This window comes from Corynebacterium suicordis DSM 45110, assembly GCF_015351405.1.
Classification (GTDB): Bacteria; Actinomycetota; Actinomycetes; order Mycobacteriales; family Mycobacteriaceae; genus Corynebacterium; species Corynebacterium suicordis.
In genome coordinates, this window is sequence record NZ_JADKMY010000002.1 from 24397 (window position 1) to 42372 (window position 17976).

A 17976-nucleotide genomic window follows, 5' to 3' on the forward strand; every position below is an offset into this window, starting at 1 on the left:
GTCTGAGCAGGGCAGCAAGCATACAAATGTCCAAGTTTACGCCACTTTGCACACTTTCTCCCATCCTCGCGGCAGCTACTACGGTGCGGGACATGACTTCCTCACTCACATTTGTCCCGGAAATCGACCACCTAGAAAACCCACGAGCCACGCAAGCCGTGAAGTTGCTAGCCGACGCCACCCTGATCCACACCACGGTGGCTCCCATGGACAACAATTGCTGGTTCGTGGTGAGCCCCAGTGGCGACGCCCTGCTCATCGATGCAGCCGGTGATGCCGAGCATCTCCTAGACATCGCCAGCGAAGCGAACATTCGCATCACCGACGTGCTGACCACTCACCAACACGATGACCACGTTCAGGCACTCGAAGCCGTGCTAAAGGCGACCTCAGCCCGACACCACGCGGGTCGCACAGATGCTCCCGGCCTGCCAGTTGCAGCCGATGAGACTTATGGCACCGACGATGGCCAATCCGAGTTGCTGCGCCTGGCCGGAGACTTCCAGGTCATGGATCTGCACGTGGTGGAACTGCGCGGACACACCCCAGGCGGCATCGCTGTACTGGCAAACAACGAGACTTACTTCCAGCCACCCCGCGCATTCGTGGGCGATTCCCTGTTCCCGGGTGGGGTGGGCAAGACCGAGAACCCAGAGGATTTCCAGCAGCCGATCGATGATGTTGAACAGCGCATCCTCAACCAGCCGGAAGAAACGATCGTGCACCCTGGCCACGGAGATTCCACCACTGTGGGCGAAGAGCTTCCGCAGGTGGATGAGTGGCGTCAGCGCGGCTGGTAAATCGAGTCGGAAATACGCCTGCGCCTGCACGGCAAAATTATGTAGGCTTATTTTCTAGCTGGATTATTTCCAAAACATATTTACTCATAAGGAGTGGTGACCAATGATCCGCAAGATTGCCCGCCCACTGTTGGCGTCCGCATTCGTTCTCGATGGTGTCCAGATGCTGAAGAACACCGGTGAGCACACCGAAGAGGCAAAGCTCATCGTGGGCAACGCACGCCGTGTTCTGCCTCCCAACGTTGCTGCAGTTATCCCCAAGGATGACACCACCAGCGTTCGTCTCGTCGCCGGCAGCAAGATCGCCGGAGCTGCCCTGCTCGGAACCGGTAAGGCTCCCCGCTTGGGTGCTGGCCTGCTGACCCTGCTGCAGCTTCCAACCTCTCTGTCCCGCAACGCTTTCTGGTCCGAGAAGGACCAGGCTGCCAAGAAGAACAAGCAGCGCGGGCTGGTCACTGACCTCGCTCTGGTTGGCGGGCTGGCCATCACCACTGCGGACACCGCAGGCAAGCCAGGTCTGACTTGGCGCGTGCAGAAGGCTCTGCCAGGCAAGTCCGAGCAGGAGAAGATGCTGGCCAACGCTCAGGATCAGGCTCAGGGTCTGCTGACCAAGGCCAAGGAAAACGCCGTTTCCGGCAAGGAAGCTGTGGCTTCTTACGTGGACGATCACTCTGATGAGTGGAAGGACACCGCTGCGGATCTTCGCGACAAGGCAGTGGAGATCGGTGGCCAGGCCAAGGAGTTCGCCTCCGAGCAGGCCGACGTGCTCACCTCCCAGGCTGCTGATCTGAGCGATCGCGCTCAGAAGGAAACCAAGGGCTTCCGCAAGCAGGCCAAGAAGGATCTCAAGAAGGGCCGCAAGCAGGCTCAGAAGGATCTGAAGAAGGCTCAGAAGCAGGCCAAGAAGAAGTACGGCCGCTAAGCCCCTCACTTCTCCGCTGCTTTCTCACCAACCACCCTGTCACTAGGGTGGTGATGTGAGTTACCCGCCGGATCCGAGCTCTCGCTCGGGTCCGGTTCCTTAGTTTCTACAGATTTCCTCACCATCGTTTATTGAAGGTTTGATGACCCCCAACTCCCCTCACTCGTCTCCTCGGGCGCAAATTTCCCAGGAGGAGACTTCTCGGGCGCAAATATCCCAAGCGCAGATCTCCCAGGATCAGATTGCCCAGGAGCAGGCACACTTGGATGAGCTGCTGCGGCGCATCGATGACGCACGGGCCACCCTGGAGAAGCGCCTGAAGAATGTGCGCAAAGAAGCGGATATCGATGACCCCCAGGGTCTGATGATGCGCGACCGTGAGGCGCAGGATATTGGCCGCAAGTTGGAAAGCTACACCGCAGCGGAAATCGGGTTGATGTTCGGACGGATCGACGTCGAGGATTCGGAACCAGAAAATCCCGTTGCGCGGGCAACGGGAACCATCCCGCTGGACCGTCGCTACATTGGCCGAATTGGTTTGCACGATGACGATTCCACGATGCGCACCCTGCTCATGGATTGGCGCGCTCCCATGGCCCGCCCCTTCTACCTGGCCACCACTTTGCACCCAGAGGGAGTGCACACGCGCCGGCACATCAAGACTCGTGGACGCGAGATCACCAGCGTGAGCGATGAGACACTCATCGCAGATACCTCGTCACCACATGAGACAGAGCACTCCAGCTCCACCGTGGCCACCGAAGCCGCGCTGTTGGATGCGGTGACTCGGGTGCGCTCCACACGCATGCGCGACATCGTGGAGACCATCGCTGCTGAACAGGACACCATCATCCGCTCCGAGCACCGTGGAGTGACCGTGGTGCAGGGCGCTCCGGGAACGGGCAAGACGGCCGTAGCCTTGCACCGCGCAGCGTATCTGCTCTACACGTGGCGGGAGCAGTTGGAGAAGTCCGGCGTGCTCATCATCGGCCCGAATGACCGCTTTCTCTCCTACATTTCCCAGGTGCTGCCCTCCCTGGGCGAAACCGGCGTGGTGCTGGCCACCCCGGGCACACTGTTGCCTGGCATCCACGCCGTGCCGGAAACCTCGCTGCTGGCACGCGAAGTCAAGGGCTCCGCGGAGATGCTCACCATCCTGGCCGATGCGGTCAAGACGTGGCAGACCGTCCCAGAGCAGCCCCGGGATTTCACCATCGACTCCGTCACCATCACGTTGACCCCGCGGATGATCCGCGCCGCGCGCACCCGTGCCCGGCGATCTCGCCGCCCACACAATCAGGCACGCCCACTCTTTGTGGATCACGTGGTGGGATCTCTCACCGAGGCCCTGGTGGAGAAAATCGGAGCCGATCCCCTGGGTGGGGAGAATCTCCTCTCCGCCCGCGATCGCGCGCGTCTGCGTGAGGACTTGGCGGGCGAAACCGCGGTAATCGAGGCCGTGGAGGAATTCTGGCCCGAGCTAACCCCGCAGAAAGTGCTCACTCGTCTGTTCGCAAACCCTGAGGAGGCAGCTCCGGAATACGATGCAGAGACGTGGTCAGGTTTGCGTCGAGAAATGGGAGAGAACACCGAGCCCACCTGGACGGATGCCGATACGCCGCTGCTCGATGAGCTGGTGGACTTGCTGGGGATGATCGATGACGAGGAGGCCGAAGCCAAAGAGCGCGAGAAGTGGCTGGCCAGAATCACCGAGGCGCAGGAAGCGCTGGATATTCTCTCGGGTTCGGCCTCGCAGGATCTGGACGATGGCTTCGCGCCGGAAGTTCTCATGGCCTACGACGTGATCGATGCGGAAACCCTGGCCGAGCGTCAGCGCGTGCGTACCACCGGCACCACCGCGCAGCGAGCCGCGAAGGATCTGCGTTGGGCATACGGGCACGTGATCGTGGATGAGGCTCAAGAGCTCTCGGAGATGGCGTGGCGGATGCTGTTCCGCCGCTCGCCGAATCGCTGGATGACCGTGGTGGGCGACCCCGCGCAGACGGGCAACCCGGCGGGCGTGGAGTCTTGGGATGCGGCGCTCAGCCCATATGTCTCCGAGCGCTGGAACCTCCACGAGCTCACAGTGAACTACCGCACGCCACGGGACATCACCACGCTGGCCGATCTACTCCTGCAGAAAATTTCCCCAGATCAGACCCCAACCATCGCCCTGCGCGAGTATGGCACTGGCGTGCGCGTCTCCTCTGACCTCAGCGCCGCGGTGGCTCAAGCTGCGGAGTTAACCGGGCAAGGCTTGGTTGGAGTGATTTTTGCCGACGACGCCCTGCCCACCAATATCGCGGACGATGAGCACATCATGCGCGCGAAAATTTCCGAGATCAAAGGGCTGGAGTTTGACGAGGTGGTGTTGGTAGATCCGCAACGTATCGTCGGCGCCTCCCCGCAGGGTTGGAACGATCTGTACGTGGCCATCACCCGCGCCACGCAGGGGCTCACGCTGGTCGTGAAAAATCCCGCAATGGATCCGGAAGAGATCATTGCGGGGCTGGAAGACTTCTAACCGGTGGTCAGTCGACGGTGTGGACGATCATCGTGTCGCAGTTGGATTGCCGGGCCAGATCCGCGGGAACGCTACCCAGCAGGCGGCCGGTCAGGGAATTGATCCCGCGGTTACCCACCACCAGCAGATCGCCATCGACCTCGGTCACGATGCCCATCAGCGCCTCAACCGGGGAGCCTTGCTTCATCTTTGCGGAGACCTTCTGCACGCCCATCTCTTCGGCCACGGCAATGGCTGAGGCAAGGATTTCATCCGCGCTCGCATCTCCTATAACTGCCTTGGAATCCCCGCGTGGGGATGAAAAGGCATCGGCGTCTGTCGCATAATAAGCAGACGCAAGCACCAGTTCCGCCCCGACTGCAGACGCGATACCTGCGGCCCTCCGCACTGCCAAAAGGGAGGAGTCCGATCCGTCTGTTCCCACCACAATGGTCTTGTACATGTTTGCCATCCTACATACCGGCTTCCTTCATACCCTTGAGTTCTTTGTTCAGGTCTGCGATTTCATCACGCAGGCGCCCGGCGAGCTCAAACTTCAATTCGCGAGCTGCGTTCTTCATCTGCAGGGTCATGCTGGCGATCAACTGCTCTAGCTCCGGACGAGCCATGGACTTGGCTTCTGCGCTGATACTCGAAGCGCTGGAATCTGAATTGAGACCCAGCATCGCCTCGTCTCCCTTGAGCGTGCTCTCCGCGCCCGAGTTGGCTTCCAGATCTGCGACTTGATCGAGGATATCGGCGATCTTCTTGCGCAGAGGCTGCGGATCGATACCGTGTTCCTTGTTGTACGCGACCTGTTTTTCCCGACGCCGATCCGTCTCATCAATGGCGAAACGCATGGAATCTGTGATCCGGTCTGCGTACATGATCACCTCGCCGGAGACGTTACGCGCGGCGCGGCCGATGGTCTGAATCAGCGAACGGGTGGAGCGCAGGAAGCCCTCCTTATCCGCATCCAGGATGGCCACCAGGGACACCTCCGGGAGGTCCAAGCCCTCTCGGAGGAGGTTGATGCCCACGAGGACGTCGTATTCTCCCAAACGCAGCTGGCGCAGCAGTTCGACGCGCTTGAGCGTATCGATATCCGAGTGCATGTAGCGCACCTTCACACCGTGCTCGAGCAGGTAATCAGTCAAGTCTTCTGCCATGCGCTTAGTGAGCGTGGTGACCAGCACACGTTCCTTCTTCTCCGTGCGCTGGCGGATCTGTTCGATGAGGTCATCAATCTGCCCCTCGGTGGGGCGAACCTCCACCTGAGGATCCACCAGGCCGGTGGGTCGAATCACCTGCTCCACGTATTCGCCCCCGGCGGCAGCCACCTCGTAGTCACCCGGGGTAGCGGACATGTACACGCACTGACCCTTGCGATCATCAAACTCTTCCCAGGTCAGCGGCCGGTTATCCAACGCAGAGGGCAGGCGGAATCCGTGTTCCACCAGGTTGCGTTTGCGGGAGGCATCGCCTTCGAACATGCCGCCGATCTGCGGAACGGTCACGTGAGACTCATCGATGATGGTGAGGAAGTCCTCCGGGAAGTAATCGATGAGGGTGGCGGGAGCGCTGCCCGGCGCGCGGCCGTCGATGTGGCGCGAGTAGTTCTCGATGCCACTGGTGAAGCCAACTTGCTGGATCATCTCCAGGTCATACTCGGTGCGCATGCGCAGGCGCTGGGCTTCGAGGAGCTTTCCCTTGTTCTCCAACTCCTGCAACCGTTGGGCGAGCTCATCCTTAATGGCGGCGATGGCCTTTTCCATACGATCCGGCCCCGCCACGTAGTGCGTGGCTGGGAAGATGCGCAGTTCTTCCACTCTGCGGATGATGTCTCCGGTGAGTGGGTGAATGAAGTAAAGGGCATCGATTTCATCCCCGAAGAATTCCACTCGCACGGCGAGCTCTTCATACGCAGGGATGATGTCTACGGTGTCCCCCTTGACGCGGAAATGGCCGCGGGTAAAGGCCATGTCATTGCGCGCGTATTGGATATCCACCAACAGGCGCAGGAACTGATCCCGTTCCACCTCTTCGCCGACCTTCAGCCACACCGAACGATCCAGGTAGGACTGCGGAGTACCCAAACCATAGATGCACGACACAGAACTCACCACCACAACATCGCGGCGAGACAGCAGTGCGGAGGTGGCAGAGTGGCGCAGGCGCTCCACATCCTCGTTGATGGAAGAATCCTTCTCGATGTACGTGTCCGACTGCGCGATATACGCCTCTGGTTGGTAGTAGTCGTAGTAAGACACGAAGTACTCCACCGCGTTATTTGGAAGCAGGCTGCTGAGCTCATTGGCCAGCTGCGCGGCAAGAGTCTTGTTGGGCGCCATCACCAAGGTGGGACGCTGGGTCTTTTCAATGAGCCAGGCCGCAGTAGCGGACTTACCGGTACCCGTGGCACCGAGCAGCACAATATCGCGCTCCTTTTCCTCTAGGCGCTTCGCCAGTTCTGCGATTGCCTTGGGCTGGTCACCAGCTGGCTTGTAATCACTGATGACCTCAAATTTTCCATCCGCCCGTTCAATATCCCCCACCGGACGAAACTCGGAATAGGACAGTTCTGGGCGCTCCGCTGCAAATGCCATGCATTCAGTCTAACCCGTGCCAAGACAGGCACATTTCTCCTGCCCGTGATGTGCTCAATGACGAACGCCAGTGGAATTGAAGCTTCTCCAGGAGCATCCTCGTAACACCAGCGGCAGGTCTACCGAGCGACGTTCTCCCAGAAGCGATCCACCTGCTCCAGCAAATCTTCAACTGTGCCGCTGTTGTCCAGGACAGTATCGGCAGCATCCAAGCGGGATTGCCTATCGATCTGCGCGGCTATCCGCGCCCTGGCGTCGGCCTCAACAAGACCGCGGAACTCAACCAAACGTTGCACGCGAACCTCATCCGGGACATCGACCACCACCACATGATCCATGCTCTTGTACTCCCCATTTTCAATCAACAGGGGCATGTCATAGACCAGCACGGACTCCCCCGCGGATTCCGCCTGGGCGAAGAGCTGCTGGGTGCGCTCGCGAATGCGCGGGTGAGTGATGGCATTCAGCTTGGTGGTGGCCTCGGTGGTGGCGAAGGCCTGCTTTGCTAGCTCGCCGCGGTTCAGAGTTCCATCCGGGAGCAGGACATCGGTGAATGCCTCGGACAACTCCTGCAGCGCGGGCTGCCCGGGTTCAACGATCTCGCGGGCGATCTGATCTGCATCCACCACGAATGCGCCATGCTCAGCCAGTCGCTTCGAGACCGTGGACTTGCCCGAACCGATTCCTCCAGTGACACCAATCTTTAACATGCCCCCACTATATGTTGCTTCCGTCGGATGACTGGGCGGGAATGCGATGCTGGGTTACTACCTCGTGGAGCACACACAACGCGGTGGTCTATCGAACCGACCTGAGCACTGTTTTCTAGGCTCCCCTTCGCGCCGAAGCAAGATCCTTCATTTGGCACAGCAAAAGGCTGTTGCCCCGGAACTCTCATTCCGGGGCAACAGCCTTTGTCATTCATTCACCGTGAGCCACGGTGAGCGAATATTTAGCGCTCGAGGATAGCGACGATGCCCTGTCCACCTGCAGCACAGATGGAAACCAGGGTGCGGCCGCCACCGTTCTGCTCCAGCACCTTGGCAGCGGATGCCAGGATGCGGCCGCCGGTAGCGGCGAATGGGTGGCCAGCAGCCAAGGAAGAGCCCTTGACGTTCAGCTTGTTGCGGTCGATGGCACCCAGTGGAGCGTCCAGACCCAGGCGCTCGCGGCAGTACTCTTCAGACTCCCAAGCCTTCAGGGTGGCCAGAGTCTGGGATGCGAATGCCTCGTGGATTTCGTAGAAATCGAAATCCTGCAGGGTCAGGCCGTTGCGCTCCAGCATGCGAGGCACAGCGTAGGTTGGGCTCATCAGCAGGCCGTCTGGGGTCAGACCGTTGCGGCCGTGGATGAAGTCAACAGCAGCGATTTCGGAATCCACCAGGTATGCGCGCACTGGGATGTTGTGCTCTGCAGCCCACTCCTCGCTGGCCAGCAGCACTGCGGAAGCGCCATCGGTCAGTGGGGTGGAGTTTGCAGCGGTCATGGTGGCGGTGGTGCCGTGCTGCTCAGCATCGCGCTTGCCGAATACTGGCTTGAGCTTGGCCAGCTTCTCCAGGCTGGAATCTGGGCGCAGGTTGGTATCGCGCTGCACGCCCAGGTATGGGGTGAGGAGGTCATCGAAGAAGCCCTCGTCATAAGCCTTAGCCAGCTTCTGGTGGGACTCAACTGCCAGCTGATCCTGGTCTTCGCGGGAGATTTCCAGCTCGCGAGCAGTGATGGCAGCGTGCTCACCCATGGACAGGCCGGTGCGTGGCTCACCGTTGTTTGGAGCCTCTGGTGCCAGCTGGGAAGGACGGATGGAGCCGAGCAGCTTCAGGCGGTCACCGGTGGTCTTCGCGTTGTTCACGGAGATCAGGGTCTTGCGAAGCTCGTCGTTGACAGCCAATGGAGCGTCGGAGGTGGTGTCGGTACCGCCGGCGATGCCAGCTTCGATACGACCGGAAGCGATAGCGTCGCCCACCTGGACAGCAGCGTCAAGGCCGGTGCCACAAGCCATCTGCACGTCGTTCGCAGGGGTCTGGGAGTCCAGAGCGGAACCCATGACAACCTCGCGGGTGAGGTTGAAATCGCGGGCGTGCTTCAGCACGGCGCCAGCGCTGACCAGTCCGAGACGCTCGCCCTGCAGGCCGTAACGAGCCACGAGGCCGTCAATGGCTGCGGTGAGCATGTCCTGGTTAGAAGCACTGGTGTACTCCTTGTTGGAACGTGCGAAAGGAATACGGTTGCCACCAAGAATGGCGACCTTACGAGGAGATCCGTTAGTCATAGTCTGAATCACTCCATCTATCTAGCTGGTTTGTTCGCGGGGCGTATATTTCCTCCGCGCGCATTGACCTGCGCTGCGGGAAGATTCCACGCCTGCATTTACACCGTCAAACTATACATGAGTTCATAGCTCCACTCTGCCGTTTTCCTAACCTCCGCCAACGGAGAAGGCCCCGTCCTCGCAGGTAGGTGTCTTGCTCAACGGGCTTTGTGGGCGCACTAGCCACCTGGCTCATTTAATTTCGCTAATCTTGAATGCGTTACTGAGTCTTCATACGACATTCACTAAGGAGCATTACATATGTCTACCCCTCAGAAAGACGCTTTCCAGCAGTTCCTAGATTCCTCCGCAGGCAAGTTCCTCGCTCCCAAGCTGGGCATTCCTCAGCCAGAGAAGCTGCGCCGTTACGAAAAGGGTCTGCCTGCGTTGGACGGCACTGTTGTCGTTGGTGGCAACGGTCGCCTCGCCGAGTCTCTGAAGTCCCTTCTCGCCGGAGATTACGACCTAGCGGCTTCTGTCGGTGAAGATAAGCACTCTGCGCTGGTTTTCGACGCCACCGGCATCAAGCGCCCAGAAGATCTCAAGGAGATCTACGAGTTCTTCCAGCCAGCAATGCGCCAGATCAAGCCATCCGGCCGCATCGTTGTCATTGGCACCACCCCAGAGGCAATCGACGACGTTGACGAGCACATCGTCCAGCGCGGCCTCGAGGGCTTCACCCGCTCCGTCGGCAAGGAGCTGCGCCGTGGCGCTACCGCTCAGCTGGTCTACGTTGACCCAGCAGTCTCCACCGACCTTTCCGGTGTCGAGTCCACCCTGCGCTTCCTGCTCTCCGGCAAGTCCGCATTCGTCGACGCCCAGGTCATCCGCGTCGGTGCCGAAGGCGCCGAGCTGCCTACCAGCTGGGATCGTCCAAACGAAGGCAAGATCGCAGTAGTCACCGGTGCTGCCCGCGGCATCGGTGCCACCATCGCTGAGATTCTGGCCCGCGATGGCGCCAAGGTCATCTGCGTGGACATCCCCGCTGCAGGCGAGGGCCTCGCTGAGACCGCCAACAAGGTCGGCGGAACCTCCTTGCCTCTCGACGTCACCGCTCCCGATGCAGCTGACAAGCTCAAGGAGCACGCTGAACAGCGCCACGGTGGCCCCATCGACATCATCGTCCACAACGCTGGCATCACCCGCGATAAGCTCCTGGCCAACATGGACGATGCTCGCTGGAACTCCGTCATGGCAGTGAACCTGATCGCCCCAGTGCGCATCACCGAGAAGCTGCTGGAGAACGGTGGCTTGGCTGACAACGGACGCGTCATCGGCGTGTCTTCCATCGCTGGTATCGCCGGCAACCGCGGACAGACCAACTACGGCCTGACCAAGGCTTCCATCATCGGCATGGTTGACGCTCTCTCTGAGAAGCTGGCCGACCGCGGCATCACCGTCAACGCTGTGGCTCCAGGCTTCATCGAGACTCAGATGACCGCTGCGATCCCATTCGCTACCCGTCAGGCCGGCCGCATGATGTCCTCCCTGTCCCAGGGTGGCCTGACCGTGGATGTCGCCGAGACCATCTCCTACTTCGCAGCTCCTTCCTCCAGCGCCGTGACCGGCAACGTCGTTCGCGTCTGTGGCCAGTCTCTGCTGGGCGCTTAATCAGCCACCACCTCGGCGTCGAAAAAAGAAGGAAGAAAGGAAGCTATGAGCAACACAGTGACTTATAAGGAACTGAGCTCGATTCCCGTCCTCATGGACGAGTACCGCAATGCGGTCAAGGACGTGATCCCTGGGCTGGGCGAAAAGCGCAGCGCCAAGGAAAACCCCAAGACCGCATACGAGGTCAAGGGCGTGAAGATCGATGTCAGCCACTTGGCTTCTTACACTCACGCCACGGGTTTGCGTCTGGGCAATGACCTGCCACTGACCTACCCATATGTGCTGTCTTTCCCTCTGGTCATGAAGGTTCTGACCGCTAAGGACAGCCCATTGCAGGCCATGGGCTTGGTGCACTTGAACAACACCATCGAGCAGAAGCGTCCGCTGACCGTGGACGATGTGCTGGACATCCGCGTGCACGCTGACAACCTGCGTCCGCAGAACAAGGGCGTACTGCTGGATCTCATCACTGAGATCTCCGTGGGTGGCGAGGTTGTGTGGACCCAGTCCAGCGCATTCCTGGCTAAGGGCGCGAAGCTTTCCAGCTCCTCCCCTTACAAGGATCAGCCTGCTGAGGATGGCCGTCTGCTGGGCACCACCGAGATGCCAATGGATGCCACTCCCACCTCAACCCTGCGAGTGTCCCCAGAAGACATCAAGGTCTACGCCGAGGCCTCCGGAGATAAGAACCCAATCCACGTGTCCAACCTGGGTGCGAAGGCATTCGGCTTCCCCGGAACCATCGCCCACGGCATGTGGTCCGCAGCCGCGATGCTGCAACCATTGGAAGGCCTGATCCCTGCGGCTGTGCGCTACCGCGTGGACTTTGCCAAGCCAGTGGTGCTCCCTGCAAGTGCCGCGGTGTACACCACCGAGGATGCATCCACGGGAACGTGGAACCTGCAGTTGCGTAAGGCTTCCAAGCTGGAGACCCTGCACGCCACGGCGCGCTTGGATTCCATCTAGCTTTTCGTCTTTCCCCGCTTGACCACTGCCCCGGGCAGCTCTGAATCCCAGAGTTGCCCGGGGTTTTGTGTTGCCCCAATGACCGAGAGCCTGCAGCAGCCACCGCAAACTTGCCCCGCAACCACGTGCGATGAACGTCAACACAACTTTGCATGAACATCTGCAGGTAGCCACCTTTTCCAGTTGCCAGGGATATCCAGGAAGCGGACACTCAAAAATGGACTAGTGCTATGCACGAAGTGCATTTATTAACCACTGCATTTTTCGAGAAATGGATGCTTCGTGACTCTGAACAATTACAACCATCCCGCCGCCATGGCTTCCCCTGCCTCGGAGAAGGGTGGCGACCGCGCATGGCACCTCTTCTTCGGTGTGGCTACCGTGGCCATGCTGATCTGGTTCACCATCTGGGGCAAGGACAACGTTGACCCCGGTGAGCACATGGCGTTGATGATCGCGGCTATCGTGCTGGGCTGTTTCATGGCCTTTAATATCGGCGGCAACGATGTGGCCAACTCCTTCGGTACTTCCGTGGGTGCTGGCACGCTGACCATGAAGCAGGCGCTGCTGGTGGCTGCTGCGTTCGAAGTTGGCGGAGCGATCCTCGCCGGCAGTCAGGTGACTGAGACAGTGCAATCGGGCATCGTGGATCTGGAAGCCGCGAACATCATGCCGATGGACTTCGCTTACATCATGCTCTCCGCGCTCATCGGTGCTGCTTTGTGGCTGCTCATCGCCACGATGATGGGTTGGCCAGTCTCCACCACGCACGCAATCGTCGGCGGTATCATCGGTGCAGCTGTGACCACCGGCTATCTCACCCACTCCATGGATGACCCATGGTCCATGGTGCAGTGGGGTGGCATCGTGGAGATCGTCATCAGCTGGGTTCTCTCCCCTGCCCTGGGTGGCATCGTGGCCTTCCTGTTGTACGGAGCCATCAAGAAATCCATCCTGGTCTACAACGACAGCGCCAAAGAAAAGCTCGATGAGCTCAAGCAAAAGCGCACCGAGTACCGCCAATGGCACAAGGGCTTCTTCCAGGGATTGAACCAAGAGGAAAAGCTGGAATACAACAATGCGATGGCGCGCGATGCCCTCACGGTCCAGGATGAGGATCACAAGCGGGATGACCTCGATTCCGATTACTACAAGAAGCTCTACGACCTTCAAGAGGACGCAGAGGACGTAGAAGCCCACCACGCTCTGGTCACCTGGGTGCCGGTGTTGGCCATGGCTGGTGGCATGGTGATCACCGCGATGCTGCTGTTCAAGGGCCTGGATAAGACTGGTCTCAACCTTTCCAGCTTGGGCACTCTGGTAACCATCATGATGGTTGGCGCCGCGATCTGGATGGCGGTCTACATCTTCGCCAAGACCATGAAGCACAAGGACCTGGACCGTTCCACGTTCATCTTGTTCTCCTGGATGCAGGTGTTCACCGCTTCGGCATTTGCCTTCTCGCACGGCTCCAATGACATCGCCAACGCGGTGGGACCCTTCGCCGCCATCCTGGACGTGCTGAAAACCGGGGAAATCAGCAGTGAATCCGTTGTCCCCACCGCCTTGTTGGTGGCCTGTGGCATCGCGCTGGTTTCCGGTCTCTGGTTTGTCGGCCGTCGCGTGATCGCGACCGTGGGCACGGGCCTAACCAAGATGCATCCCGCCACCGGTTTCGCCGCTGAACTTTCCGCTTCTGGCGTGATCATGGGTGCTTCCTTGATGGGATTGCCCGTTTCTTCGACGCACATTCTCATCGGCGCAGTGCTCGGCGTGGGACTGGTGAACAAGAACGCCAACTGGGGCCTGATGCGACCCATTGCTCTGGCCTGGGTCATCACCGTTCCCGTGGCAGCTGTCATCGGAGCAATCTCCGTGGTGGCAGCGCGCGCGATCTTCGGCGCCTAATCCAACAGCGCTAATCCAGCAGCTGCTTTTCCGCCAGCTCCTTGTACAAGGGGCTGGTTTTCAACAGTTCTGCGTGCGTTCCTGCCGCGGACACTTTGCCTTCATCAACCACGATGATCTGATCTGCGTCAACCACGGTAGACAGCCGGTGCGCCACCACCACCAGCGTGCGGTTCTTACTTGCCGCCTTGATGGCGCTCAGGATCAGCTCTTCATTGCGGGAGTCCACTGCACTCGTGGGTTCATCGAGCAGGAGCAGTGAACTATCCATGAGCAGCATGCGGGCCAGTGCGAGGCGCTGACGCTGGCCACCGGAAAGACTCATGCCTCGGTCGCCGATCACAGTATCTAACCCCTGAGCCTGTGCAAAGCGCTCTTTCAGGCCTACGCGCTCCAGGGCAGACCAGCCCTGTTCATCACTCACATGAGGATTGGCCAACCGTAGATTCTGCCACACAGTTCCGGCCAGAATCGCAGCCTCCTGCTCCACATACCCAATGAGTTCACGGACGGAAGAGCGAGACAGTTGCGACATGTCTTGCTCGCCCAAAAAAATCTTGCCCGCAGATGGATCATAGAAACGCTGCATGAGCGCCAGGATGGTTGATTTACCTACCCCGCTGGGACCCACCAGGGCCGTGGTTTTGCCAGCCGGGATCTCCAGAGAAACCCCGGAGAGAACGGGCGTGGACTTAGTCTCCGCCAATGACTCCGTTGAGGCAGATTCAGGGGTGGGACTCTCAGAGGCGGCGTCGGAAGAAGAAAGGGCGAGGTCAGAATGAGAGGGGTAGGAAAAATAAACATCGCTGAAGGTGACGGATTGGGCCGGGCGGGCGGTGGTGCCGAGATCATCTTCGGGGGCGATCTGCATGACTTCCTGGATGCGATCCACAGCACCCATGGCGGAGCGAATGGTGTTGACCGCGCTGAATATCAATCCCAGGGGCATGGACAGCATGAATAGGTAGAGCACGAAAGCCACGAGATCTCCCACGCTCAAGACCCCGGTGGCCACGCGGGCCCCGCCGAAGCCGAGGACGATGAGGAAGCTCATCTGAAGAGCCAGGCCACTGATGGGATAGAGCACGCCCTGGATAATGGCGATTTTGCGGCCCTTCTCGAAGGCCGAGTGGGCGTCTACCTGCAGCTCGGCCTCCACTTGGGCTGAAGCGTTGGCGGAACGGATAGTGCGGATCGCGCCCAGCGCGCGGTCCATTCCCGCACCCAGAGAGCCCACTGCCTTCTGCAAATCCTTGGTGTACTTCTGGATCTTGGTGGATGCGGCCACCACTATGAGTGTGGCCGTGACCAGGACAGTAAGCACCGTGGCCAGCAACGGGGGATCGATCAGGGCCATGAGGACAATCGCCCCCAGCATGGTGAATGCCGCTCCGACCAGGTCAACCACGCCACCAGTGAACGCCGTGCGGACCAGCGTGGTGTCCGAGCCAAGGCGGGTAACCAGATCACCGGTTCTCTGGGTGTCGTAGACGGAGATCGGCAGACGCAGCAATCGACCCAGTAAGTCTTTGCGGGTGTTGAGCACCGCGTGCTCAGCGGTGCGGGTGAGGAGGAAGATCTGGAAGGCATCAGTGATCGAGTGAATGATCAGCACCGCGACGAGCAGCAACACGAGAGAACCGATGGGTTCGGAGCCGATCTTTCCGATCATTTGGTTGATGATCGCTGGCTGAGCCAGGCCGGCTGCAGAAGTGAGTAGGGATAATCCAATGGCCGCCAGCAGTGGCATGCGGTGCTGCGCCATCATCCCCAACAGAATCGAAAAGGATCCGCGGGTGAGCTTGCCGTTCTTGGTTCGTACTGCGCTGCCATGCGTTGGGTTGGTATGCGCTGGCTTAGTTTCTGCTGGGTGGGTTTCTGCCGGGGCCATGTTGCCTAACTTTCTTTCGTGACGAGCAACCACTGAGGGTATAGAAAAACCCGCCCCTACTGGAGGGACGGGTTCGGGTGATTAATCTCTAGAGATTACTCAGCACCGCCGGCGAGCTTCTCGCGCAGAGCAGCAAGCTGCTCATCGGAAGCCAGGGTTCCGGAGTCTTCGTTGGAATCTGCAGCTGGTGCGGATTCAGAAGAGGACTCGGAGGAGTAGCCGCTTTCGCCGGCTTCAGCAGCCTCAGCTGCTGCAGCGCGGGAACGCTCGATCTGCGCAGTGTGCAGACCGTGGCGACGCTCAGCCTCTGCGTAGCGCTGCTCCCAAGCTGCACGCTGGGTCTCGAAGCCTTCGAGCCATTCGTTGGTCTCGGCATCGAAGCCCTCAGGGAAGATGTAGTTGCCCTGCTCGTCGTAAGAATCGGCCATTCCGTACTTGGAAGGATCGAACTCTTCGGTGTAGTCCTCGTCAGCCTGCTTGAGGGACAAGGAGATACGGCGACGCTCGAGGTCGATGTCGATGACCTTGACCATGGCATCCTGACCAACGGTAACAACCTGGTCTGGAACCTCCACGTGGCGCTCGGCCAGCTCGGAGATGTGAACCAGGCCTTCGATTCCCTCTTCCACGCGGACGAATGCGCCGAATGGAACCAGCTTGGTGACCTTGCCGGGAACGATCTGACCAATGGCGTGGGTGCGTGCGAATACGCGCCATGGATCTTCCTGGGTTGCCTTCAGAGACAGGGACACGCGCTCGCGGTCCAGGTCCACGTCCAGAACCTCAACGGTGACTTCATCGCCAACAGTGACAACCTCAGATGGGTGATCAATGTGCTTCCAAGACAGCTCGGAGACGTGAACCAGTCCGTCTACGCCACCCAGGTCCACGAAGGAACCGAAGTTGACGATGGAGGACACGACGCCCTTGCGGACCTGGCCCTTCTGGAGCTGGTGCAGGAACTCGGAACGAACCTCGGACTGAGTCTGCTCCAACCATGCACGGCGGGACAGCACGACATTGTTGCGGTGCTTGTCCAGCTCGATGATCTTGGCTTCGATCTCCTGGCCGATGTATGGCTGCAGATCGCGCACGCGGCGCATTTCCACGAGGGATGCTGGCAGGAAGCCACGCAGACCGATGTCCAGGATGAGGCCGCCCTTGACAACCTCGATAACGGTACCGGTAACTGGCTCGTCCTTTTCCTTGAGCTGCTCGATGGCACCCCATGCACGCTCGTACTGTGCGCGCTTCTTGGAAAGGATCAGGCGACCTTCCTTGTCCTCCTTGGTGAGAACAAGTGCGTCAATCTGGTCGCCGACTTCAACGATCTCGCTTGGGTCTACGTCGTGCTTGATGGACAGCTCACGGGATGGGATTACACCCTCGGTCTTATAGCCGATGTCCAGAAGGACCTCGTCGTGATCGACCTTGACGACGGTGCCTTCCACAATGTCACCATCATTGAAGTACTTGATGGTGGCATCGACGGCAGCGAGGAAATCCTCAGCGGAGCCAATATCGTTAATGGCGACCTGAGGGACGTTGTTGGTGGACATGTAGTAGTAGTCTCCGAGACGGATAGGAATAGTGTTGGACAGTTACAAAACATTTGCGAGCGATCAGGGCTCCCCGACCAGCGAGTTCTGCCGGCAGATGTAGTCCGCCAGCTTCACCCCATGATCTTTGAGCCCCCAGCTATATGGCGCTCGATCGCTCCCAAAGCAATGACATTCAAAGGCAGTAGTCGACTAAGACCAAAGCTTGAACGCCAGAGCAAAAGACAAAGCTAAAAAAGCAAAGCACGCCCATCTCAGGCGTACAATATTCCAAACACTACACCTTAGAGCCCCTGCCTCACAAATGGAGGATGGGCTCTTTTTTGCATGCTCAGCGCGCCACTGGCCACTCCCCCCGCTCACGCGATCACCGCGGAAATAATCACCGGGAACACTGCAGGGGATGTCACTGGCTTCAACACCGGGAGTACCCCGGGGCGCTAAGGAACACCCCGCGCCCCTTCGAAGCCCAAGTTTTCCTTAGAAGTTCATAAGAATCTTTGATTCCAGTTTGAATGCCACTTCATCCCCCTCCCCCGAATTAGGGCACCCGGAACAGGGGTAGCTCGCACTCATATGGAGATGAAAATAGTCATTAATTACACAGTCTCAACCTCTAGTGATCACTTAACTGTTGCCTCCATCACGTTAAATCATGTCCATGAGATGCACATATTTAAATACATAACCCCCAGGTCAAAATTGCATACGCAGGCAATTTAACGAATCTGACACTTATTTAATGTGTTGGAAACATAACTAAATACTGGCAATGCGATACGCAGTGCCCATGAACCGCGGCTGCGTTACAAGTGCTACCAAAACGCGGTTCTTAATGTTTGTATTCCTGTGAAATTTCTAAGAAAGTGCGCACAGGGAACTTAGGAATGCTTCAAAAATAT

12 protein-coding genes are annotated in these 17976 nt (G+C 59.1%); 6 read left to right on the forward strand and 6 right to left on the reverse strand.

Annotated elements, in window-relative coordinates:
- The first annotated feature begins 92 nt into the window (after positions 1-92).
- The 3 genes from IRY30_RS06500 (at position 93) to IRY30_RS06510 (ending at position 4246) form a co-directional block, all read left to right on the forward strand.
- Positions 93-800, forward strand: a complete 708-nt coding sequence (locus tag IRY30_RS06500; RefSeq protein ID WP_194556634.1) for an MBL fold metallo-hydrolase — start codon at positions 93-95, stop codon at positions 798-800.
- A gap of 103 nt (positions 801-903) precedes the next feature.
- A complete protein-coding gene (locus IRY30_RS06505; protein WP_194556635.1) occupies positions 904-1722 on the forward strand; it encodes a DoxX family protein in 819 nt (272 codons plus the stop codon).
- A 142-nt stretch (positions 1723-1864) separates the two neighbouring features.
- On the forward strand, positions 1865-4246 hold the full coding sequence (locus tag IRY30_RS06510) for a HelD family protein (RefSeq protein WP_194556636.1): 2382 nt from the start codon (positions 1865-1867) through the stop codon (positions 4244-4246).
- A 7-nt stretch (positions 4247-4253) separates the two neighbouring features.
- On the opposite strand, the gene IRY30_RS06515 is transcribed toward IRY30_RS06510, so the two are convergent.
- The 4 genes from IRY30_RS06515 to IRY30_RS06530 all read right to left on the reverse strand — a co-directional run bounded on the left by IRY30_RS06515 (position 4254) and on the right by IRY30_RS06530 (position 9100).
- Positions 4254-4697, reverse strand: a complete 444-nt coding sequence (locus IRY30_RS06515) for a universal stress protein (RefSeq protein ID WP_194556637.1) — start codon at positions 4695-4697, stop codon at positions 4254-4256.
- Between the two features lies 1 nt (position 4698).
- Entirely contained in the window at positions 4699-6831 is a 2133-nt protein-coding gene (uvrB, locus tag IRY30_RS06520; RefSeq protein ID WP_194556638.1) for an excinuclease ABC subunit UvrB, read from the reverse strand.
- A gap of 119 nt (positions 6832-6950) precedes the next feature.
- The gene (gene coaE / locus IRY30_RS06525; RefSeq protein WP_194556639.1) at positions 6951-7541 is read right to left on the reverse strand and encodes a dephospho-CoA kinase; all 591 of its coding nucleotides are present in this window, start codon (positions 7539-7541) and stop codon (positions 6951-6953) included.
- 242 nt (positions 7542-7783) lie between these two features.
- Positions 7784-9100: an acetyl-CoA C-acetyltransferase gene (locus IRY30_RS06530; protein WP_194556640.1), complete on the reverse strand. Its 1317-nt coding sequence runs from the start codon at positions 9098-9100 to the stop codon at positions 7784-7786.
- Between the two features lie 300 nt (positions 9101-9400).
- Here IRY30_RS06530 and IRY30_RS06535 point away from each other — a divergent pair, with 300 nt between their 5' ends.
- The 3 genes from IRY30_RS06535 (at position 9401) to IRY30_RS06545 (ending at position 13624) form a co-directional block, all read left to right on the forward strand.
- Positions 9401-10750, forward strand: a complete 1350-nt coding sequence (locus IRY30_RS06535) for a 3-oxoacyl-ACP reductase (protein WP_194556641.1) — start codon at positions 9401-9403, stop codon at positions 10748-10750.
- A 45-nt stretch (positions 10751-10795) separates the two neighbouring features.
- Positions 10796-11716, forward strand: coding sequence for a MaoC/PaaZ C-terminal domain-containing protein (locus tag IRY30_RS06540; protein ID WP_194556642.1), 921 nt, complete (start codon positions 10796-10798; stop codon positions 11714-11716).
- Positions 11717-12031: 315 nt separating this feature from the next.
- A complete protein-coding gene (locus tag IRY30_RS06545) occupies positions 12032-13624 on the forward strand; it encodes an inorganic phosphate transporter (protein ID WP_194556954.1) in 1593 nt (530 codons plus the stop codon).
- Positions 13625-13634: 10 nt separating this feature from the next.
- On the opposite strand, the gene IRY30_RS06550 is transcribed toward IRY30_RS06545, so the two are convergent.
- A complete protein-coding gene (locus tag IRY30_RS06550) occupies positions 13635-15515 on the reverse strand; it encodes an ABC transporter ATP-binding protein (RefSeq protein WP_228503105.1) in 1881 nt (626 codons plus the stop codon).
- A gap of 95 nt (positions 15516-15610) precedes the next feature.
- Positions 15611-17074, reverse strand: a complete 1464-nt coding sequence (gene rpsA / locus IRY30_RS06555; RefSeq protein ID WP_194556643.1) for a 30S ribosomal protein S1 — start codon at positions 17072-17074, stop codon at positions 15611-15613.
- Positions 17075-17976: the final 902 nt, after the last annotated feature.